Source organism: Pseudoalteromonas sp. N1230-9 (assembly GCF_032716425.1).
Lineage (GTDB): Bacteria > Pseudomonadota > Gammaproteobacteria > Enterobacterales > Alteromonadaceae > Pseudoalteromonas.
This window is the reverse complement of record NZ_CP090419.1, coordinates 2,360,927-2,383,752: the sequence shown is the minus strand read 5'-3', so window position 1 is coordinate 2,383,752 and position 22,826 is coordinate 2,360,927. Positions and strand designations below refer to the sequence as shown.

The window sequence follows — 22,826 nt, the reverse complement described above, 5'->3', positions numbered from 1 at the left end:
TATGGATATTTATAATAAAGGTGGTGCAAGTTTAGTTGGTTCGAAGGTATTTTTAACAATAGTTTCCTTTGTGTTTTTTATTTTTGCCTTATTTGCAGTTTATTTTTTTGAAGGACACGTTAAAAGTGATGTTTTAGGGTCAATTGATCAAGAGTTTACTGAGACACAAGAGCGCTTAAAAGAAATAGTAACTAGTTCAATTGCTGAGTCAAAATCAGATCTCCGCTTTTTATACTCAACTCCCCCTATATCGGGATTACCAAGAGCTGAATTTAATGATGGAATTGATCCATACGATGGTACTACATACAACCAGTGGAAAGAACGTCTAGAAACCATATTTATTGGCTTTATGGAAAATAACCTTGCAGTTGAGCAACTTCGTGTTATTGCTGTTACTGCCGAGGGTAGAGAGTTAATACGCGTGCAAAGAGTAGGCGCATCTGTAGAGGCTGTGCCTGACTACTCATTGCAGGCTAAAAGTGGTGAGCCATATTTTTTACCAAGCTCTCAACTTGAAACGAATCAAATTTACATGTCACCACTCACTTTAAATAAAGAATTTGGTGAAGTGGTTTTTCCTTACCAGCCAATGTTACGTTTTTCTATTCCCGTCTTTAGTGATAAAGGAAAGCGGTATGCATTTTTAATTATGAATGTAAATGCTAATGCACTCATTGATAATCTTAAACGAACCGTTTTTAACTACTCTGATTTAATTATTAGTAGCTCTGAAGGTGACTTTATTTACCATCCTGTAGAAGACTATCAATTTTCACGAGATTTAAACCCAGACCTAACGTGGGAAAAAGTTTATAGTCAGAAAGTTCAATATCAAGGGCTCTACACGGTAACATCAAAACTTAACCCTAACTTGCAGTTTTATGTACATTCTACAAAAGTGAAAACAAGACCTAGGAATAAATATGGATATATTAACTTTAATCTTTTAGTACCTGAAAAATACGTAGAAATGTTAGTTAATGAGAAACGTGAAATCACTTATGGCTTCCTAGCGGCTATTGGTGTTTTCACTTCCATATTACTTATAATGTTTTATAGAAATGCAACGAGGAGTCAGTTATTAGCGGAAGCTCGCAGAGAAGCATCTGCAATAGTTGATGGGTCAATCGATGCAATCGTTGGGTTAAATCTAGAGGGTGAGTTAACAAGTATAAATAATACAGCGGAGCGTTTGTTATCAATTTCTAAAGTGACAGCATTAGGGAAACCAGCAATAGACATTGAGTTTCTCTCAAAATTACCCACCCAGACCTACATTAATGATATACAAAGCTCAAAATCACAAATTAAAGATGAATTCTCCGAACAATTTGGCGAAACAACGTTTCATTTTGCGATATCTGTTAGTCCCGTATTTTCTGAACAAAGTACTTTAATTGGACTTGCTTTAATTATTAGAGATATAACAAAAGAAAAAGAAGCTGAAATAAAAGTAAAACGATTAAATACAGAGCTAGAAGCGAAAGTTAGAAAGCGTACTCAGGCACTTGCAGAGGCTAAAGATGATGCGATCAAGCATAGCGATATTAAAAGCGCATTTATATCGAACATAAGTCATGAGCTTCGAACTCCATTGAATGGGGTCATTGGCACTTTAAATATTTTAAAACGAGAAGAGTTGTCTGATAAATCACGAAACCTTGTTGAAATGATGGATCTAAGTGCATCAAATTTAAATCTATTAATTAATGACATACTTGATTTATCTAAGATTGAAGCAGGTAAACTGGATCTAAATCTTAAAACAATCAATCTACAACTACTAATTGAAAGACTAGTTGAATCAAGTGCTATTCGAGCCTTTGATAAAGGGTTAAATGTATATTTAGATACCAGTGACTTAAACTGTGAGAATATTAAAACAGATCCGCTCAGACTCAGCCAAATTTTAAATAACTTAATCAGTAACGCGATAAAATTTACTGACAAAGGCTATATAAAAGTCACTGTTAGTTCTGAGCGCATATCGGAAAAGTTATATGATTTAAAAGTGAATGTCCAAGATACGGGAATAGGGATAGCGCCTAGTACGCAAGGACAATTATTTGATGCGTTTCAGCAGGCAAGTACGGCAATATCAGAAAAGTTTGGGGGGAGCGGACTTGGCTTGTCTATTTGTAAACAATTATGTCAATTAATGGATGGAGACATTTCTGTCAGTTCAACTTTAAATCAGGGCAGTACTTTCACCTTCAATATTAAAGTTCGCTGCAATGGAGAGAACTTTCAAGTTACTGAAAAATGCTACGAGAATAAAGCTATTTTGGTGGCGAGCAGTAATCAGAATATTTGGGAAGTCTTGGATAAGACAATTAGTTTGCTAGGCGGTATTGTCAGCACATGCTCTATGGCAGAGCTTGGTGCACATAAAAACAAAGCTTTTGATTACGTGTTCTTAGACTATGAAGATGATACAACGAATAACATAGGTTCAATCATTGAAGTTTTAAGCGATTATAACCAAAGTGCTCAGTTTATAACACTTCATCAACCAGGAAATCCACTCCCTAAAGGTATTGCATCAAAAGTATCTCAAATCACCAAACCTATAACCCAAACAGAGCTGGTGCAAGTAGCTGGCTACGAAGTGCCAAAAAGTGAGCCATTATATCTACTTTCTGAAACCAATAGCTTTGAAGTTACAGATGATGTCACTGAGCAATTAAAAGATTGTACAATATTGATTGTCGACGATAACGAAATCAACATTGAAGTTGCTAAAGGCGCATTAGATGAGCTGCCTATAAATATTTTAACAGCAAGTAATGGACAAGATGCAATTGAACTTTTAAATCATTTCAACACAAATGAGAAGCAAATAAACTGCATACTGATGGATTGCCAAATGCCAATTTTAGATGGTTATCAAGTATGTGAAAAAATACGCACAGGAAAAGCAGGAGAGTCGTTTATTGATATTCCTATCATTGCAATGACCGCAAGCGCTATGGCTGGTGAAAAGGAAAAATGCTTAGCTGTGGGGATGAGTGATTATGTGAGTAAGCCAATTGAGGCAGTTAAAGTATTAGAAAAGGTCGTCAAATGGTCGTTATCAAGCTACGAGGGGCAATCTAAAGCAATTCCTCTTGCCGGAAATGAACTCAAAGAAGAAAAACTGTGGGACCGCGAACAAGCCCTTGTACGATTATTAAATAAAGAAGTCTTACTAAACAAAATTTGTGAAGTGTTTGTTGTAAAAGCACCTATTAAAGTGCAGCAACTAATAGAGCAACACAAACAGGGGAATAGTGAAGAAGTCCGTCAAATAGCGCATGCGTTAAAAGGGATGTGTGGTGAAATAAGCGCTAACAAATTAAGAGAGTTATTCTCTGATATTGAGGTGATAGCAGAGAAAGGTAGTTTGGATATAGGCACTCAGCTAGCCTCTGTTGAACAAATGATACCTAGGTTAGTAGAGGATGTTAAAAAAAGTACAACTTCTAACAAGTAAACTCAGCTTAAGCCTAAAAGAGGCGAGGTCTAATATCTAATAAGAGCGTTACCACCTTATGAAATTGTATTGAGCCGCCCGTTGGCTCTAACTCATTTTTGTCCAAAAAAGTGTTGAGCAAACACCTGATTTTCATCAATTGGTGACCTACCAGTATCTGCACATTAAGGCACAACTGATGTCGAGTTAATTTTTAAAACTCCAACACTAGTATGAAAATAACTATTTAAACTTACATGTTCTAGTAGTTGAAGTGGGAAAGTAAGTACGGACATTTTTGTATCTGTTTCAAAACTAAAATATCCTTAGTACACTTATGAGTTAGATACTAAGAGAATCTTAGCAAGATATAATTTATAGCTAAGGTTCACATGGAAACTCCAACACCTTCACGCCTAAAATCTGCAAGAAAGGCAGCAGGCCTTACTCAGCAACAGCTAGGTATGGCTTTAGGAATGGAGCCAAACACGGCTAGTGCTCGCATGAACCAATACGAAAAAGGCAAACATGCCCCTGATTTTTTAACTATGAAACGCATAGCTAAAGAGCTAGATGTGCCAGTAGCTTTCTTTTATTGTGAGGAAGACATCTTATCTGAGCTAATTTGTGCTTTGGGTAAGTTAAAAAAAGAAGAACAAATCAGAATTTTAAACTCACTTAATTCTGATAAAACTTAAGGTTTATTTGGACATGGAAGTAAAAGCTAATCTCATTTCAAAAATTGGAAAAAGTACAGAAGAGTCTTGGGTTTTAGAAGGTGTTAGGCAAATGACATTTTTTATCGGCCCAAATAACTCTGGTAAAAGTAGAGAGCTACGAAGCTTATTTAAAGATAATTACAGCAATTGGGTTTTCGATTTAGAGATACTTCCTGTTTCAGAATTATCAAAACAAATATCACAATATTTGCGTAGTAATAACTCGACAGGTTTTGACCTTTTTGGATTTATGAACAAAGGGAAACTATCTGATTTTTTAAAAGAAAACTTAAGTAAAGTTAATGATATTAATGGACTTATAGCTGATTCTTATAAAGGTAGTCTTTATAATCCTACTCGCTCGAGCTCTGTTGATGAAAGTGGCTTTTATAAAGCCATGTTGAACTTGATCCAAAATATAAGCAATGCAGAACAAATTGAAGACTTAATATCTTTGTACAAGCCCTCAAATTGGTCAAAAATTTATATTCCAACCCTCAGAGGCCTTCGACATGTTGCTGAGTTAGATATTTTTGAACAGAGGACCAAATTAGATTATTTCTCGAATATGAATCAGAATGAGTGTGAGGTTTTTACAGGTCATAACCTTTACAAAGACTTGACGGAACACTTACTTGGCTCTTTTGATAAAAGACAAAAAGTTCGAGACTATGAAAACTACCTTTCGGAAAACTTTTTTTTTGGCAGGGATATATCTTTGGTTCCGATGCTTGATAAGCATGTCGTATATGTCAAAGAAGGTGATGATGAAGACAGGCCAATTTATGATTTGGGTGACGGTATTCAATCAATAATATTATTGACCTATAAAGTTTTCATGGCTGAAAAACCAACAATATTTTTTATAGAAGAGCCAGAACATTTTCTGCATGCAGGTCTTCAAAGAACTCTGATTGAGACATTTGCAAAGCATAAAGAACACTTGTTTTTTATGACTACCCATTCAAATCACTTTCTAGACTTAGTTCAAGAACGTGATGATATTTCTATTCAACAAGTTTCAAGGGTAAACGGTGAGTATATAGTACAAGCTTCATTAGATTATGGTGAGTTACTTAATGAGCTTGGTGTACGTGCATCGTCGGTACTCCTTGCTAATTGTTCAATATGGGTGGAGGGCGTTACTGATAAATTATACTTGCGAGCCTATCTAAATAAATACATCGAAGAGCTCGAAGATGAAGATAAGAAAAGTAAGCTGAAAAGTTATCATGAAAATCTTCATTTTGTTTTTACAGAGTACCAAGGCAGTAATATCACTCACTGGGATTTCAGTGATGATGTTGAAAACGATGGTAATGAAACTCCTGCTAAAAGACTCAACAGAAATATCTTATTAATTGCTGATGCAGATATCGAAGGAAAGGGTGAACGTGTTGAAAGCTTACGAAAAGCTTTGAGTGAGGCATTTTACTTACTCGAATATAAGGAAATTGAAAACTACATACCTTTTGATATTTTGATTGATACAGCTAAGGCTAGATGGGATACTTTTAAACTGAGAACTGGCAGTAATATCGACAGATTTGAAAATATGAAGGAAGAGTTATTCAAATCTAATAAGTATGGTATTGGTGAAGTACTAGAGCGCTATGTCGACAAAGCTGATGGACTTGAACGGAAATTCTATTCTGACAAATCAGGTACAATTAAAGACAAAGTTAAATTCTGTCATACTGCAATTTCACTAATGAATGAGTCTGATGATTGGAAGTTAACGCCAGAACTTACTTCGCTTTGTGAAACGGTTTGGGATTTTATCGAATCACACAATCAATAACTGCTTATGTGATTCGACCTTTTAGGTGTGAATGGGCAGATTCTGAAATATCACATCCGATAGCTTGTCGATTTAAGTTATTGGCTGCTACTAAAGTAGCTCCTGAGCCAAAAAAAGGATCGACGACGAGTTCATTTTCATTACTGCTTTGAGAGATAAGCGTTTCAATTAACTTAACTGGTTTTTCAGTAGGGTAGCCCCTATATACTCTTTTACAAGTGAGGATGTCTGGCACGCTTAGATCATTTAACTTACGCTTACCTTTCTCGAAAAAAAGAATATATTCGTGTCTAGCTCTGTAATGATAACCCATTCCAATAGTCACTTTATCCCAAATTATTGGCTTCCAAAACTTGAAACCTACGTTTTCAGCTATTGGCTTAATATAAAACATTGTTTCTTGATCGCAGAATAGATAAAAATGAGAACCTTTTTTAAGCACTCTGTAAATTTCAATTAGTAGTTCTTCAAAGCGACTATTTGGAAATATGTCGAACCATTGATTACTTGACGATTTACTTACTTTTAAGCGAGTGGTCGTTCCTATTTTTCGATGTTTTTCTAATGATTCGTAGGGTGGGTCGGTAATTAAAAGATCAACACTTTCGGTTGAAAGTGTTGATAACCAATTTACCGCATCATCTTTATGTACTTGCATTAAATCTCTTTAGCTAAAGTGTGCTACACAAACGGCCATTGTGAAAAGCTTTCGAAGCAACGCCCTTTTTTAATCTTCGACAATCACTGCAATAGCTTTGATATCCATCAGGGTTGCGAGCTGTTTTACGAGCAGGAGTAATTCCAAAAGAAGCCGGATATGGGTGGAATATATGTTCAGAACCATTAGCGTCAGAACAATGAGGGCATGATTTAAACTTTTGACCGGTTGATGAGTCTTTCTTTTGAACCATACCGCTATTTAAAGCTTTGCCACAGCAGTTACAAGCCATAAGAATCTCCTTATAAGTTAGCTTTGTATTTTTAAATTTGAGTTTTTATTATGTTACTGGCTATTAATACATCCTTTAGAAATGCCGTAACGCTCTCTACAGTATCAGATATTGTACTTTTGTGAAGTACGAATGATTTAACGATAATTATTTTTGACTATCTAATTTATTTAGCCTAAACCTAAACTAAGATTTTCTTAGTTTAGGTTGGCGATGCATTTTTTAGTTCAAACAAAACCTTACCCAGATGAGGCGCTTGAAAGCTATTTGCTAAGGCTTGCAAGGGATAACTCATACGATGGCTATAGTGAGCTTGCTGATATTTTGTGGCAATGGCTTGCAGAGCAAGATCATGATCTTGAAGGTGCGTTGCCGTTAGAGCTGAGTAAAGTTGATGTTTATCATGCTAGGCAAGCGAGCAGCTTTAGAATAAGAGCGCTCAGGTTAGTAGCCCAATTAGCAGATGTTAATGCTGGTGACATTCTTGAGCTTGCATGTCGGCGCAGCAACTTTAAATTTGGCAACCTAGCAGCAGTAAGCCGTAATGAACTGACTATTCCCCTTGAACTACTTCGCACTGATAACATACCTGTTTGTATTGAATGCTTGTATGAGTCTTCATATATTCCTTTTTATTGGCATTTAAAGCCCTATAAAGCGTGCCATAAGCATAAGACACAATTAGCCACACATTGTGGTGAATGCCATAACTTAATTTATTACAGAGCTTCTGAGGCGTTTCTAGAATGTAATTGCGGTTGTAAACTAACCAATAGTGAACAGTTAAACGATGCAGACTTTAAAATTGCAATTGCTCTTGCAGGTAATCACAGCCAAAAAATAGTCGGGTTAATATCGTGGTTTGCGAAAGTTAAACAACTTGATATAAGCGACGCTGACTTTAGTTGTACCTTTGTGGGGTATTTTAGTGCTTGGCCTGATGGGTTTACCACTGAATTAGATATACTTACAAACAATGCGCGGCTCAAACAACTTAACCCTTTTAATAAAACTAAGTTTAACTCTGTATATGGCGATTTACTTCGTGATTGTCAAATTGCAGCAACAAGTAACCGTAAAAACAAAGTACTTGATGAGATTATTAAATACTTTGTTGAATTAGTTGATAGTAACCCTAAAGCTAAACATCCAAATATTGCTGACTTACTGCTATGCACTTTTGATGCCGCAGTATTGTTAAACACCACAACAGAGCAAGTTTATAGGCTTCATCAAGAAGGCTTTTTAAGCTGTGCTTATCCACAAAAAAAGAACGAACAGCTCAGAGCTGATAGCTATGTATTTTATTTACGCCAAGTTATAGAGCTACAGCAAGCATTCGCAGCTGAAAAGCCTCAAACAAAAAAACAATTTATAGCGCCGTGGTAACTTATGAACTTACAAGATGCATTTGCAATTGAATCACTAAAAGAACAAACCACAGCACTTAGAAAGTTATTTGCGCCATACACGCCTTGCATTGCGGTAGATGGCTTTGAAGAACAAGCGCTGACTGTGCTCATTAACCTAGTTTATAAACAAAGTGAAATTGATGATTTAACAAGTTTAAGAGCCGCTAAAAGTGTATTACGCGATGAAGTGTTACTGAGTAAGTGCATAAACGAAGTTAAATGGTTTCATACTCATAATTTAAAATATCCTGATATACGAGTAAGCCATCAACGTTTAATTAGTATGGTAGTAAGTGAAGATATTGCAGGTATTTGCAGTCGGTCATTACCGTTGAGTTTTGGTTGGTCGCACAACAGTGCTGAAATTAATCATGCAAAGCTATTTTTAACCTTATTTATTTGGCAAGGTAAAGTGACTTGTTTAGCAAAGTTATTAATTACTGAAGAGCCTGTCTGGATTGATTTTATCAGAGCATACGGTTTCACAAAAAAGGCGGTTTTAGACATAGCTGGTAAAATAAAACACCAATTGCCAGTAGCAGAGCTCCCGTTAGAAGTGAGCTCTTTTTCACTACAATTACAAATGCCATACCTGCAAAGCTACCTTGCGGTTACGCCTGTAGTAAGCCACGCAATGCTAGCTAAAATTCAGCAATTAACAACAGAGCGTAAATTAAACTCTGGTTTAGTTGAGCACTCAAGACCTGCCAATGTTGGCGACTTAGCAAGCTCAGTAGGTGGTAATTTAAGAGTGTTGCGCTACTTCCCTAAAACATATTCTAAGGCTATTAACCGCTCTAAAGTAGCCAATAATGATATTGAGAAAGCATTTAAAGTTCGTGCGCTATTAAGTAGTCAATTTCAACAGGCGCTTTTGGTATTGGTAGACATTAAGCAGTTTAATACATTGAGGCAAAAACGATTAGCGCGAGTAGCGGCTATTAGGCAAGTCCGTGTTAGTTTGCAGTTATGGCTTGATAACATTCTTGAAGCTAAAAATAACGCTCGAGAGCAATCTTACCCTGATTGGGCAAAGCATTATTTAGATCAGAGTATTACTAACTGTATTAGCCAATTTAGTAACATACTAAATGAAAGCCTTGGTAATTTAAGTAAGCTCAAACGCTTTGCATATCACCCTAATTTAATGGGGCTGTTTAAAACGCAGTTAAACTATGTGTTTACTCAGTGTGCAACTGAAGAAACATTAAATGATGAGCAAATAGTGTATGTACATTGCCAAGATATGCGAGTGTTTGATGCCGAGGCAATGGCTAACTCGTATATTCAAGGTATGCCGTCACTTACTGCTTTAAATGGGCTTGCTCATAACTTTGAGCGTAAGCTAAAAAATTTTATAGACCCTTCAATTAAGTGTATTGGTAGTGCCATTTACATTGAAAACTATCAATTACATACAGGTAAACCATTACCTGAGCCAAGCAAGTTAAAACAAGTTGCAGGGCGTAGTCATGTAATAAGATCAGGAATTATCGATAAACCTAAATGCGATATAACACTCGATTTAGTCTTTAGACTTTTTGTACCAAATATTGAGATGCTTAATAAATTAAACAGTCAACTTTTAAAGCCCGCACTACCATCTTCATTTGCAGGTGGAATTATGCATCCACCTTCGTTATACCAAAATATAGATTGGTGTCATGTGCATACTAAACCGAGTGAGCTGTTTAAAAAACTTAAAGCAAAATCGTCAAATGGCAGTTGGTTATATCCTTCAAAAAAAGTAGTTAAAAGTTTTGAACAATTAATTGATGCCCTTAACGATAACTTTAATCTAAGACCCGCTGCAATTGGCTTTGCTGCGCTTGAAGAACCCGTAAAGCGAGGTGGAGCATTACATGAGAACCATTGTTATGCTGAGCCCGTAATTGGGTTGTTAGAGTGTGTTAGCAATACGTCAGTTAAGTATGCAGGGGCTAAGCAGTTCTTTCATGACGCATTTTGGGTTATGGATGTTCAAAAAGAGTCTATGCTTATGAAAAAGTCTAAGTTTGAGTATGAATAATGCAATTACCTCGGCACTTAAGTTACTCGCGTTCGCTTTCACCCAGCAAAGCAGTGTTTTTTTATAAAACACCAGAGTCTGATTTTGAACCGCTACAAATAGAACAAAATAAATTAGTTGGGCAAAAATCAGGATTTGGCGATGCCTATCAAAAGCAAAATGTGGCTAAAAATTTAGCGCCACAAGATCTTGCTTTTGGAAACCCTCAAACAATTGATGTGTGCTACGTGCCTCCAACAGTAAAAGAGCTATTTTGTCGTTTTTCACTCAGGGTTGAGGCCAATAGTATTGAGCCTCATGTTTGTGATGATCCTAAAGTTATTTATTGGTTAAAACGTTTTTTTGAAACCTATAAAAAGCACAATGGCCTTAATGAAGTTGCTACCCGTTACGCTAAAAATATACTGATGGGAAACTGGCTTTGGCGTAACCGTCAATCACCGAATGTTGATATAGAAGTGCTTACTGAACATGCAGCCCCGATTGTTGTTGAAGGTATACAAAAGCTAAAGTGGCAGGGCAATTGGCAAAATAATCAAACAGCGCTAATAACATTATCAGAAGCTATTCAAGAAGGGCTTAGTAACCCTCAAAGCTACTGTTATTTAGATATAACCGCAAAAATTAAAAATGCATTTAGCCAAGAGGTTCACCCAAGTCAAAAGTTTGTAGATACTGTTGAACAGGGCATGTCATCTAAACAACTTGCATACACTCAAGTAGGCGATAAAAAAGCAGCAAGTTTAAACTCACAAAAAGTAGGGGCTGCGATTCAAACTATTGATGATTGGTATGAGGGAGGCTACAAACCTATACGCACTCATGAGTATGGCGCAGATAAGCAAATATTAGTTGCACACAGGACACCTAAGACCCATTCAGACTTTTATTCATTACTCCCGCGTATTGCTTTGCATATTAAGCACATGGAAAAGCATGGTTTAGGGCAAAGTGATGAATCAGACGCAATCCATTTTATTGCGGCAGTGCTGATTAAAGGTGGCTTGTTCCAAAGGAGTAAAGCTTGAAGCGCTATTATTTTACCATTACTTATTTACCCAAAAATTGTGATGTAAGTCTTCTTGCTGGGCGTTGTATTGGCATGTTGCATGGGTTTATGAGTTCACGTGAAATAAGTAATATTGGTGTGTGTTTTCCTAAATGGAATGAGCAAACGATAGGCAATCAAATAGCGTTTGTATCAACAGATAAAAAGCAATTAACTAATCTATCTCAGCAAAGCTATTTTGAGATGATGGCTCATGACAAGTTGTTTTATTTATCAAAAATACTTGATGTACCAACAGAGCAAAATGAGGTTATGTTTATTCGCAACCAATCAGTAGCTAAAGCTTTTGTTGGCGAAAAGCAAAGGCGGTTAAAACGCGCTAAAAAAAGAGCTGAAGCCAGAGGTGAGGTTTATAATCCTGAATATAAATTTGAGGCAAAAGACATAGGCCACTTTCATTCAATACCCGTATCAAGCAAAGGCAACGGGGAAAATTTTATACTTCACATACAAAAAATTGAAAAAGCTGAATCCTTAAAAAATCAGTTTAACAATTATGGTTTTGCTACAAATCAAACATTTCAAGGTACAGTTCCCTCTTTGAATACCCTTTTTTAATAGTTTTAAAACACCCTGTAATTTTCAATGAGTTATCAGGTTTATTAAGGTAAGGGTAAATAATTTAAATTCATTTAACGGTTTGGTATTTATAGAAATTTAAACTATTTTTAATAGTGAACTGCCGAATAGGTAGCTGGAAATTGACCTGACTTTACTTCTCTTCGGGTTACTGTGTGAACTGCCGAGTAGGTAGCTGAAAATGTAAAGCTATGGGTATAAGTCCTAAGCGAATTGTGAACTGCCGAGTAGGCAGCTGAAGTTAGGCCAGGAAGTAAACAACCACATCTTGTGACTTTTAACTGCCGAAAAGGCAGAGGCTAAATAAAAAGACCTCCAGCAAACGCTGGGGTCTTTTGTTCTAAAGCCGAATAATAATTTTAATCTTATTCACCCTTTTTGTGATCGTGTTTTTTAAGGCTAGGATGTTTACTTTTATTCTCTGGGGTAACACGTCTTCGCTTATCAGTTTTACCTGTAGAGTCAGCTTTAGGTTTTGGACCTGGTTTAATACTCATATTATTTCCCTAAGAGTGGTTTATTTTTAGTTTAGCTCATGGTTTAGACTTGTCTATCCAACGCTAATGCTTGCTACTGTAAGTTTTAAGGGATAGATTACTGAGAGTGAATATTTTAAATGGAATTAATAAGTTAGTTTATGTCTACAGTCTCTAAAGTTTTTTTACCTGTCGAGGGTAAAAGTTATTCCTCTAATGAAATTCTATCTATAGATGAAGCAGGTCTATTTAAGCTTAGACGCTTTCTAAGAGAGCCAGAAGGGCTTGGAAGTATACTATGTGCTACATGTTTTCAGCCTTTAATACTTGCCGGTACTTCATCGCAAAAACATCATTTTAAACACCCTATCGGTTCAGAAGATTGTCCTGTGAAAAGCACAACAAGCCTCACCGATAGTGAACTAAAGGCAATTAGTTACAATGGAATAAAAGAAAGTAAAAAACATAAAGACTATAAAGCGACTATATCAAATTTGCTTAAAAGCGAATTTGAGTATGAAAATATTCAAGTAGAACAAACTTATCGAGAGCAGTTTCAGACGGGACTAGCTAAAGCATGGCGAAGACCAGATATAAGTTTTTACTCTAACACGCACAACATGGATATAGCTATTGAGTTAGTGTTAGACCAAGTACCACTAGATGTTATTGTTGCGAGAGATCGATTTTTTAAAGAACAAGGTGCTACAGTCCTTTGGCTATTTCTACAAGACAAAAACAACTTCACCCGAAAAGACATATTTTATAACTCTAACGAAAACCTTTACGTATTTGACCTTGAATCAAAAATCACTAGCCGAGATCAAAGCAAGCTGTTTTTTAAGTGTTTTTATACACAATACGGAATCGATGATTTAGGCTTTCAGGTACAAGTTGTCAGTTCAGAGCAATCAAAATTAGTGAGTTTGAACGACTTACACTTTAACGAGAACAACCTTACCTATTTCGATGTTCAGCAGTCAGAAACTGATGCAAAAAACGAAGCAGATCAGATATATAAACTGCGCCAGCAAGAGAACGCAGATTACAGAAAAAGGTTAAATGAAAAAAGGAAAAGTAGATTAAGCGGTAACTCTTCTTATGCATCTGTTGCAGATAAATATATACAGCCAAGAATTATTCAACCTGGCTTGATGTCAAAGTTAAAGGCTAAAGGCATACAAATAAAATGCGCATGCGGAAATGATGATTTGACTAAATTTAGAAGTAAGGCATGTTTTGTTTACTGTAATTCATGTGGTTCAGAGGTAGGATATGATTAAACATATTTTAACGAATGGAATTGCTTCATGATTATTGAGTTGAAGCAGAAATTTTCTCAATATAAATTATTTTGGAAAATTCAAAGGCTGTATAAATTAATAAAATTCGAAGTTGCGAAGGGATATTATCTATTAAAGGAGTTTGCAGTAAAGTTTTCCAGCATGCTTGCTTTTATTTTTAACATGTTTAAAAACTCCTTACCTTATTTCGTTTTACCAATATCAATTGCACTCTTAACACAAAGTTTAGAAGCACCTTTAAGACCATTGTTTGTCAATAACGGATGGATAGTTTTAAAAGATACTGATTACTCAACTTTAGTGGCAACAGTTACAAGTATTAGTGGCCTTTTTATTGGTTTGTATTACACCGCTATTACTAGTATTAGTGGTGCAATCTACACAAAGCTACCTCAGAGCTTGCGTCAATTATTATTCAATGAAAGTATAGGCAAAAACTATCTAAGATATTTAGTATTTTTTACATTCTTAGGGATTCTTTTCCTAACCCAATATGTTTTAGGGTATAGAGTAAATCCTATCAATGTTCCTATTATCACCGTTTTAGCAGGTTTTGCTGTATTTGCTTTCTACCAACTTGGAGTGCGAGTTTTATCTTTATTCGAGCCAACCGAGCTTTCAACTGAAATCTTTAAAAACATTCACAAGTCTGTAAAAAATGTAATACCTGGAAACAATAACTGGAAAGTACCTGAGTTTCAAAAGCATGAACAAAGCAAAGTACAATCTTGGTTAGAGTCCATAGACGCATTAGCTACATTGTCATCTTCAGAAAGGCATCTATCAGGTAAGGTTTTTTTAAAGTTTGTTGATCAAATAACACGGTTTTTATGTTGGTATGAGTTTAATAAAGATAAAGTACCTAGAAACAGTGAATGGTTCGAGTCGAAGCTTGAACATCCTGATTGGTACAAAAGTAATGATTCAGTGACTAATCGAGCATTTCAATTTGGTCAAATCCTACAACCAAAAATAGTACGTGATTATAGGTGGTTGGAAAATGAGCTTTCAAAAGTTCTACTCACTTGTCTAAAAACCAATTTAAATTCTAAAAATTATGATTTTGCGCATGGAACATTAAATTATATTAAATTGTATGTTGAAGTAATCTCTAAGAAAGGGGATATAGCATGGTCGCTCAAAGTTATTGAAAAAACAGCTAGTATTGCTACAACACACATCAATCTAGTTTGTAAAAAAGATACTGATCAAAACGAAAACTTAACAATACTCTGTGATGAGATAGCAGGGTTACCAATCAATTCTTTTTTAGCATTCAGGCAAGGTTTAGAACTGAGAGATGGCATAAAAATTAGCGATTTTGTGAAGAAAAAGGAATGGAGAAGAAGTAACTTTATTTATGAAATACCGTTATCTGAAAATACTATCAAAAAACTTGAGTGGCTATCTGAAAGGTTAGTTTTCGAATATCAAATCGAAAATAAATACATAACACCTGATTGGTATATTTTAGGCGGAGTTAGTCGAGAGGAAGAACTATCTTTTATTAAAAACATAAACTTGTTCGCGAATGAAGTCGGTAAGTTATACCAAAGTTGGGTTGCAAATTTAATTTCAGCAAGAAGGTTTTGGCTAGCTTCTACCTGCATAATACGTGAAAAAGAGTTTTGGTCTAAGTTTAGCTATCAACGTTCTAAACTGAGTGACTATCAAAACTCTCTATTGGCTCATAAAAATAATGAAGCTCAATGGAGTAACTTTGAGCTGGATAATATATTTGATGTTGTGGAGAAGAGATTAAATACGATCCAAGACATAAATGAAGTAGTCTTAAAGGGGCTTCTGCCATATAGTCGGCCAGCTAGTCTTCCAGATTATCATGGTTTTTTACTTCATTCTTTAGGTGAAAGTGTTTTTGAAGCACTAATTAATAATGATTTGGGAAAAGTTGGAAAACTATACAGGACCTATGTTTGGGTTAGTTTTTATAAATTTTCTGAATTAATTTCAGAAAAATATAAACACACATGGCAGATAGAAAACCAATTTAGGATTGCATCCGCAGCATTAGTTGATTTATTTGATTTGACTGGATATGCCATAGTCATTAGTAAATTTAATAAAAATAAAAGATTAGAACTTTTTATTCAAAGTATTTGGGAGCAATATTTCAACCAAGAGCAGAGCCGTTTTTCGCAGGTACTTTCTACAGTAAATTACTTTGATAGTTTTCCAGGGATAGGTAATAGATGGGATCATAGATTTAATTGGAAAAACACAATAAACCTTAAATTAAGTAGTGAAATTGACACGAAAGAAATAGCAATGAGCAAACATTATTTTGATACAGAGAAAGTCAAATTACATAATGATCCTATCGTGAGGTTGTTTGCTCGTAATCCAAGAGATTTTAATAGAGAAGGAATTGATGCCTTTGTTACGACAATATTGATACCAAAGTTATCCTCTGAAGATGAAAGGCTAGTTAATGTTAGGCGTGATTTGAGAAACGATATTCTGCGAGAAAAAGAGAAATATGATAAATATATAAAGAGTGTATCTGATGCAGAATAACCAAAGAGCACAAAGACCTAAGTTCTTATCCAGAATTCTGGATGACAACAATGAATACGATTTTCGAGGCTCAACACATGTGTATATTCTAAGAGAGGAATTGCATGCAGGATTGCTTCCTTATGGAGGTAGATCAGTTTCCTATCCAAATTTTGCTGTTGAAATATCAGGTAACGATTTAGAGGAAGCAAAGTCAATTTTAAATGGTTTAAAGAATTATCCTGAAATTCATGTGACACAACTTGTATGTGATGTTGTAAACACTTTAGGTAATCAGCTTTCATATTCGGGGATTATAAGGCATGAAATAATAGAGTCAGAACATTACTCTTTAAGTCATATTCCGGAACAGTCACTTTATGATCTCAAATACTTTTTTGTACAAGTTGTACCTAAGGAACAAAGAGAAGCTAGTAGTAAAAGTTTTATATTTAAAAAGGCTAAATATGTATGGACGTTGACGTTACCAGAGAAAGTTTGTCATTGGAAAACTTATAGAAAGATTTTAAAGGGATTGGCTGAAAATACAAATATGTTACCTCCTTATGTTGAACTTGCCGGATTAGCTCAATCTTCCATTGATTTCAACTTTGAAAATTATAACAAGGAAACTTCCAAGTATATTTATAAAATTCTTAATGGTATTGGTGGTAATCAAAGAGAATCTAGGCCTGAATTGGTAACAGAATTTTACTTAGTTCATAGGATGCTTAGACTGAACCTAAGTAAAACTCTAATTAGAGAGCATATTATTGATGAGCTAAATTTACTTTTTTCAAGATTAAATTTAGATGCGAAAATAATTATTTCAGAATTACCGACAAGTAAGTGTGTTAGAAAGTTAATCAGTGATATTGAGTTAGATAAGAAAGGGCTTAATGAAGCACTTTCAATAATCAATATTTACTAGCCATAGGTAAAATTGGTACCTTTATGCCATTTAATGCTTCAATATTATGCCAACTTACACTTCACTTGTATCGTTTTAGCTTAATGAAATCGAATGTGGCTATGTCAACTTATACTTCAAACAACATTGGGTTTGTTGTTTGAAGTATAAGATGACATAGCCTATTTTCTTCCCAAAAGACAAATCAACTTATTCCCACTAAAAGCCAAACACTTCCTTATAAACCTTCCATAAACCTGTAGGCTAAGAATAGAACTACTAGTTTAATCAGCTTTCTATGTGCATGAAAATGACAAGCTTACTCTGTGTTAACTACGCGATAAGGCGGAAGTATTTAGGAACCGAAAATAATGAGTAAAGTTAAGATTAAAACTATATGGTTTGAGGGAACAGAGCCTAGTGAAGTTGGTGTCTACTTAGTAGCATTGAGGCATATCAGTGGTTTCGGTTCATATGACTACTTATATTGGGATGGTAAATCATGGTTGAATCAAACGACTTCTGATATCGTGGGCTGGTCGCCAGTTTCTGATATTTTGGCGCAACTAGATGCTGGCTGGCCTACTGGTGACTTAGAAACTGATCTAGAGTTTGAAGAATATAGGAAGCAACATAGCGGTAAGTTTAGTGACGATGATTTTATCGAAATAGACTAGCCTATAACAAATCTAAATAGCAATGTATTTAATAGTGATTCGTAACGCTTGGCAGTTTCGCTTCGCTCAAGTATAGGCAAGCGTTGCTCACACCTTAATGTGGCGTTACCAATGTTTGCTCATGGCACATAATGCCCAACTGAACTTGGCTCTTTAAAGCCTGTATCTGGTAACTTTTGCCATTATAAGCTTCAATTTTATGTCAATATATTCTTCACTTTCGTTGCTATAAGCCAAAAAACTGAAAAGTATTCCAAAAATAAAAAGAGTGGTGGTCATTGACTTGGATGAACACGGAGATCCTATATTTGCAGGTATGAGTATTATAGAGCTTTTTTCAAACTTACCAACATTAGCAAATCAAATGCCTAATTCAGAGGGGCATTTTTATTATGCAGAGCCATCGAGTATAGGTGATGCGCGCCGTAAAGCATTAGTCAAAGAACTCTATGATTTAGGTTTGCGATAATGAATAAAAATTCTATTGGGAGTTTACTTTTTGTTGTTGCTCTTATATTGATAATAGGCACAGAATCATACTTAGTTATTTCTTTTAAAGATTTTATTCTTGAAGGGAAAGGCATTGGGATTTATGGGGTCTTTTTATATTTTATTGTACTTATACCTTGTTCTTTATTGTGGTTACTTTCTTATCGTATCAGAAAGAGTCGAGTTAAAGCTGCTATATACTGGATTTCTGCTCTTGCCTTAATTCCAGTTATTGTATTTCAACCTACGTGGTGGTCAGCTCCATTATTAAGTTGATTTAGCAAAGCTTTAAAGTTGAGTTTGTCACCGTCGATTCGATTTCGTTTCACGTTTTAGCCTAGTGAAGTAAATGTGTTTGTGTAAACTTATGCTAAACAACACTGGATTTGTCTTTCTGGCCCTTTTTTATTAGCTTAGGCTTTCCCTTAATTTTTCGATGCTTCCAATGAATAGCATAGACATAAAAACAATTACCATAGCAGAAGCTTTACCTATTAGGCATCGCGTTTTGTGGCCAAATAAACCGATTTCTTTTTGTTCTGTTGAAGGCGACGATACGGCGAGTCATTACGGTGCATTTATTGATAAAAGGTTAGTATGTGTTGCATCTATTTATCTTAATAACAATGAGGCAAGATTGAGAAAGTTTGCTACTTTGCCTCAATACCAAGGACAAAGAATAGGTTCTAGAGTAATAGAGCATATACTGAGTGACTTGAAGTGTTCTGATGTTAATTATTTTAGGTGTGATGCACGTAAAACGGCGCTTTCTTTTTATCAGAGATTTGGCTTGTGCTCACATGGCGAGCCATTTCAAAAATCAGGTATTTCATATCTTAGAATGTCTGTTTCTTTGCGTTAAGGGTGGTTAGGTCTTGGAATAGGGTTTATTGCAAGTAGTAGAAACTGAAGTCGTTATTTCTCTTACCGCTAAACTAAATTTTCGAATCAATAGAATCAGCTTTTAAAATTAGCATTAGGGGGCGGTAGTTATTATTTAGTGTGAATTGTACTATATTAACATTAAATGTAATGCAAATGGGAATTGTTCGTGATAACATCTTTGCGCTATTTCAATAACAAGGGTTATTATGAATTTTTCTCTACTTCCTACAGCCACAGCGGTGAGCTTAGCGCTTCTGTCAAACAGTGCTTTTGCAGCAGAACAAACTAATGAAAAAGAAACAGACCTCATAGAAAAAATTACTGTAAATGGTAAGTACATCGTTAACGAAAATATCGATACAGCGACAGGCCTTGGTTTATCAATTCGCGAGACTCCACAGTCTGTAACAGTCTTTACTGCTGAGCGTATTCGAGATCAAGATTTAGACACGATTATTGACGCAGTTGATAATACGGTTGGTTTGTCATCTTCAAAAATGGATAACATTCGTAACACCATGCAATCACGCGGGTTTAATGTGTCTAACTATCAAATTGATGGTGTGCCTTTATCGTGGAGTTTGGCAGGGGATTCTGGTGAAACGTCAGCGGATGTTGCGATTTATGAACGAGTAGAGTTTGTACGAGGCGCCACGGGTTTACTAACCGGGGCGGGCGACCCATCTGCATCAATTAATCTTGTTCGCAAACGCGCGCGTAACACCGACTTAACTGGTTACGTTGATGCTTCAATAGGAAGTTGGAATAAAAAAGAGTTAACCCTTGATATCGCGAATGGCTTAAATGATAGCGGTACAGTGCGCGGTCGAGTGGTCGCAAAAGTGGTTGATAGTGAATCATATATCGACTTATACGAAGAGAATAAAAATATCTTCTACGGTGTATTAGAGACTGACCTAACACCAGATACTACCCTGCGTGTAGGGGCGAGTTACCAGAACAGTGATCCGCATGGTCCTGTGTGGGGCGCTTTACCTGCATACTATACAGATGGCACAGCAGCTGAGTGGGATGATTCTAAAACTACGGCCCTTGATTGGACTCGTTGGGAAACAACGCACAAAAACTATTTTGCAACCGTTGAGCATTTATTTTCGAATGGTTGGCAGTTAACAGCAAATTATAATCACTCAAAATATGATAAAGAAAGCCGCTTATTTTATGTCTATGGTGCATTAGATAAAGAAACAGGGGCAGGCTTAACAGGGCAACGTTATTTTGCGTTTGGCTCAACAGAGCAAGACAGTGTCGATGTACAGCTTAAAGGTCAATACACTTTGTTTGAACAGAGCCATGACTTTGTGGTGGGTGCGCTTTACTCTAAGCAAACTGGTGAAACAAGTACTCGCGATCCCGATCCTATCATTGGTGGTAGCGCATGGGATGCGGTTCCTATTGATAACTTTTTTGATTTCCAAGGGGATGATATTGCAGAACCTAATTGGACTGAAGAAGTGACACTACAAGATGATAACGACACAGTACAAAAAGGCTTTTACGCAGCTACACGAGTTTCGTTAACTGATGCGTTTAAAGTGATTGCTGGTGGGCGTATTTCGTCATGGGAGCGAGAGCGCTACTATTATGGCGATCAACAAGATTACGGCGATTCAGGCGTTTTTGTGCCTTACTTTGGCGCACTCTTTGATTTAAATGATCAGCACCGCATGTATGCCAGCTACACAGAAATTTTTCGTCCGCAAAATAGCTTAGATGCGAACGGGGAGTATTTAGACCCTGTTGATGGTAAAGCAAGTGAAATTGGCTTAAAGAGTGCTTATTTTGATGAGCGTTTGCAAACATCTTTGGCTATTTTTGATATTCAACAAGACAACTTAGCAGCAGAAGATCCCAACTTTGTGCCAACCGCTGAACAAATGTCAGCATATTATGGCGCTGAAGGAACACAAAGTCGCGGCTTTGAGTTTGAAGTGATGGGGGAGCCTGTGGATGGTTGGAATATCTCAGCCGGCTACTCACACTTTAAAGCCGAGGATGCCGATAACAACAAAGTAAATACAGATTCACCACGTAAGCAATTTAAGTTATTTACGACCTACCAATTTGTAAAACAATTACCAGCGCTTACAGTCGGTGGTGGTCTTAACTGGCAAAGCAAGTCATATGCGCAAGGCACAACACGTAATGTAGAGCAAGATGCTTATACAATTGTAAACTTGATGGCGCGTTATAATATTAATGAATCAATGGATTTACAGTTAAATGTTAATAATCTATTTGATAAGAAATACTATAATTACATGACAGCAGGCTACTATGACCTTTACCGCTATGGTGCGCCACGCAATGCATCACTGAGCTTCAGTTATAACTTTTAATTGATTGCTCGGGATAGGCTCATATCGAGTTGCAACTAAAGGTGCATTTGTGCACCTTTAGTTTTATGGTTATCAGGGCTTCTTCGCTATTCTAGCTTTAAACAGCGACGAGCTGTTTCATTTTATGACAACTCATTTCCTTCTTTAATCTTATTGATCTTAAATAACACCCTTTTAAATAAACTGGCTTATTCTGTTGCCAAATTAAGTAACGAGCTATTTGCTTGTTTGAGGGATTTTAGATAAATGATTACGTTAGATGAGCAGCGTTTAACATCGTTAAAACGTGGCTTTCATATACCACCTAAGCCTGAACTACTCGATGAAATTGCAACTGAAATGGAGTTAGACGATGCTTGCTTAGATAGAATTGCCAGCATGATCTCTAAAGATATTAGCCTCTCTGCTTTATTATTAAAAACCATCAACAGCCCTTTTTTTGGCTTACAAAGAACGATCAGTGATATAAAACAAGCGGCTATGTTTTTGGGTTTAGAGCAACTAAATCGCTTAGTTACACTCGCATTACTTAAGAACAACTTTGTTGGTGATGCCTGCATCAGTTTAGAGCGATTCTGGGATGAGTCTGTTGAAGTAGCAAACGCTTGTGTATGGCTTGGACATAGTTACAAGTCGCTGATGCCAGTTGATGAGCTCTACTCGTTAGGCCTTTTCCACAATGTTGGCATTGCAGCAATGGCTCTAAAATACCGTGACTATATTGACGTATTACAACACGCAAATCATGCAAAAGAGCAAGTAATAACCGCTCTTGAACAAGCTCGTTATCAGTGCGACCATGCTGTTATAGGTTATTTTATTGCCACATCGTGGCACTTACCTAAGCCGTTATGTAACGTTATTTTAAACCATCATAATAGCCACTTTTTAAAGCTAAGTGATAATGACCACCAGCGAATGGCCTTTGCTATTTTAAAATGTGCAGAAAGCATGATTGACTATGCCAGACATAGGCAACATTCAAGCGAGTGGCTAAAAATTAAAGATCAGTGCTTTATCGAGTTAGGAGTTATTGAGCAGGAATACGCTGATCTTCTAGAAGATTACCTCGACAACTCAATGGCGAGTTAAAGCCTATAAAAACCTTCGATAAGCAAGCGGGTGGTGTTAATTCACTGCTCGCTTTTATCTAATTCACGAGCTTCGGTAAGAGCTCATTAGTCCGTAGGCTTTACCT

At 36.1% G+C, this 22,826-nt stretch carries 19 protein-coding genes; 16 read left to right on the top strand and 3 right to left on the bottom strand.

Translation table 11 applies throughout. The features are described from left to right. Nucleotide 1: 1 nt before the first annotated feature. The 3 genes from LY624_RS11115 (at nucleotide 2) to LY624_RS11105 (ending at nucleotide 5,974) form a co-directional block, all read left to right on the top strand. Complete coding sequence (locus tag LY624_RS11115) at nucleotides 2-3,475, top strand: PAS domain-containing hybrid sensor histidine kinase/response regulator (protein ID WP_237127043.1); 3,474 nt, start codon at nucleotides 2-4, stop codon at nucleotides 3,473-3,475. A 371-nt stretch (nucleotides 3,476-3,846) separates the two neighbouring features. After that, nucleotides 3,847-4,152 carry a helix-turn-helix domain-containing protein gene (locus tag LY624_RS11110; protein WP_237127042.1) on the top strand — a complete coding sequence of 102 codons (306 nt, stop codon included), beginning with the start codon at nucleotides 3,847-3,849 and terminating at the stop codon, nucleotides 4,150-4,152. Between the two features lie 13 nt (nucleotides 4,153-4,165). Further along, entirely contained in the window at nucleotides 4,166-5,974 is a 1,809-nt protein-coding gene (locus tag LY624_RS11105; RefSeq protein WP_341803004.1) for an AAA family ATPase, read from the top strand. A 4-nt stretch (nucleotides 5,975-5,978) separates the two neighbouring features. On the opposite strand, the gene LY624_RS11100 is transcribed toward LY624_RS11105, so the two are convergent. Together LY624_RS11100 and LY624_RS11095 are read right to left on the bottom strand one after the other, a co-directional pair. Next, on the bottom strand, nucleotides 5,979-6,632 hold the full coding sequence (locus LY624_RS11100) for a DNA-methyltransferase (protein WP_237127040.1): 654 nt from the start codon (nucleotides 6,630-6,632) through the stop codon (nucleotides 5,979-5,981). Between the two features lie 13 nt (nucleotides 6,633-6,645). Further along, nucleotides 6,646-6,924 (bottom strand): hypothetical protein, encoded by a 279-nt coding sequence (locus LY624_RS11095; protein WP_237127039.1) that lies wholly within the window; start codon nucleotides 6,922-6,924, stop codon nucleotides 6,646-6,648. A 213-nt stretch (nucleotides 6,925-7,137) separates the two neighbouring features. Between LY624_RS11095 and LY624_RS11090 the strand changes: the two genes are divergently transcribed. Genes LY624_RS11090 through cas6f form a run of 4 tightly spaced genes read left to right on the top strand, consistent with a single transcriptional unit; the run spans nucleotide 7,138 to nucleotide 11,992 of the window. Further along, entirely contained in the window at nucleotides 7,138-8,313 is a 1,176-nt protein-coding gene (locus LY624_RS11090) for a TniQ family protein (RefSeq protein ID WP_237127038.1), read from the top strand. A gap of 3 nt (nucleotides 8,314-8,316) precedes the next feature. Continuing rightward, the gene (locus LY624_RS11085) at nucleotides 8,317-10,365 is read left to right on the top strand and encodes a type I-F CRISPR-associated protein Csy2 (RefSeq protein ID WP_341803002.1); all 2,049 of its coding nucleotides are present in this window, start codon (nucleotides 8,317-8,319) and stop codon (nucleotides 10,363-10,365) included. After that, entirely contained in the window at nucleotides 10,365-11,393 is a 1,029-nt protein-coding gene (gene csy3 / locus LY624_RS11080; protein ID WP_237127036.1) for a type I-F CRISPR-associated protein Csy3, read from the top strand. The genes LY624_RS11085 and csy3 overlap by 1 nt, the downstream gene beginning before the upstream one ends. After that, entirely contained in the window at nucleotides 11,390-11,992 is a 603-nt protein-coding gene (gene cas6f / locus LY624_RS11075) for a type I-F CRISPR-associated endoribonuclease Cas6/Csy4 (protein WP_237127035.1), read from the top strand. Before csy3 ends, cas6f begins: the two co-directional genes overlap by 4 nt. A 386-nt stretch (nucleotides 11,993-12,378) precedes the next feature. Here cas6f and LY624_RS11070 read toward each other — a convergent pair whose 3' ends face one another. Continuing rightward, complete coding sequence (locus LY624_RS11070; protein ID WP_267135521.1) at nucleotides 12,379-12,510, bottom strand: hypothetical protein; 132 nt, start codon at nucleotides 12,508-12,510, stop codon at nucleotides 12,379-12,381. A 140-nt stretch (nucleotides 12,511-12,650) separates the two neighbouring features. Between LY624_RS11070 and LY624_RS11065 the strand changes: the two genes are divergently transcribed. The 9 genes from LY624_RS11065 (at nucleotide 12,651) to LY624_RS11025 (ending at nucleotide 22,720) form a co-directional block, all read left to right on the top strand. Further along, on the top strand, nucleotides 12,651-13,772 hold the full coding sequence (locus LY624_RS11065) for a competence protein CoiA (RefSeq protein WP_237127034.1): 1,122 nt from the start codon (nucleotides 12,651-12,653) through the stop codon (nucleotides 13,770-13,772). A gap of 27 nt (nucleotides 13,773-13,799) precedes the next feature. Further along, entirely contained in the window at nucleotides 13,800-16,328 is a 2,529-nt protein-coding gene (locus LY624_RS11060) for a hypothetical protein (protein WP_341803001.1), read from the top strand. Beyond that, nucleotides 16,318-17,238 (top strand): hypothetical protein, encoded by a 921-nt coding sequence (locus LY624_RS11055; RefSeq protein ID WP_237127032.1) that lies wholly within the window; start codon nucleotides 16,318-16,320, stop codon nucleotides 17,236-17,238. The genes LY624_RS11060 and LY624_RS11055 overlap by 11 nt, the downstream gene beginning before the upstream one ends. 350 nt (nucleotides 17,239-17,588) lie before the next feature. Continuing rightward, a complete protein-coding gene (locus LY624_RS11050; RefSeq protein WP_341803000.1) occupies nucleotides 17,589-17,894 on the top strand; it encodes a hypothetical protein in 306 nt (101 codons plus the stop codon). Nucleotides 17,895-18,177: 283 nt separating this feature from the next. Next, a complete protein-coding gene (locus LY624_RS11045; RefSeq protein ID WP_341802999.1) occupies nucleotides 18,178-18,363 on the top strand; it encodes a hypothetical protein in 186 nt (61 codons plus the stop codon). Beyond that, nucleotides 18,363-18,659, top strand: coding sequence for a hypothetical protein (locus tag LY624_RS11040; RefSeq protein ID WP_341802998.1), 297 nt, complete (start codon nucleotides 18,363-18,365; stop codon nucleotides 18,657-18,659). The genes LY624_RS11045 and LY624_RS11040 overlap by 1 nt, the downstream gene beginning before the upstream one ends. A gap of 169 nt (nucleotides 18,660-18,828) precedes the next feature. Beyond that, a complete protein-coding gene (locus LY624_RS11035; RefSeq protein ID WP_341802997.1) occupies nucleotides 18,829-19,245 on the top strand; it encodes a GNAT family N-acetyltransferase in 417 nt (138 codons plus the stop codon). 229 nt (nucleotides 19,246-19,474) lie between these two features. Further along, the gene (locus LY624_RS11030; RefSeq protein WP_341802996.1) at nucleotides 19,475-21,628 is read left to right on the top strand and encodes a TonB-dependent siderophore receptor; all 2,154 of its coding nucleotides are present in this window, start codon (nucleotides 19,475-19,477) and stop codon (nucleotides 21,626-21,628) included. Nucleotides 21,629-21,874: 246 nt separating this feature from the next. Further along, a complete protein-coding gene (locus LY624_RS11025) occupies nucleotides 21,875-22,720 on the top strand; it encodes an HDOD domain-containing protein (protein ID WP_341802995.1) in 846 nt (281 codons plus the stop codon). Nucleotides 22,721-22,826 lie beyond the last annotated feature (106 nt).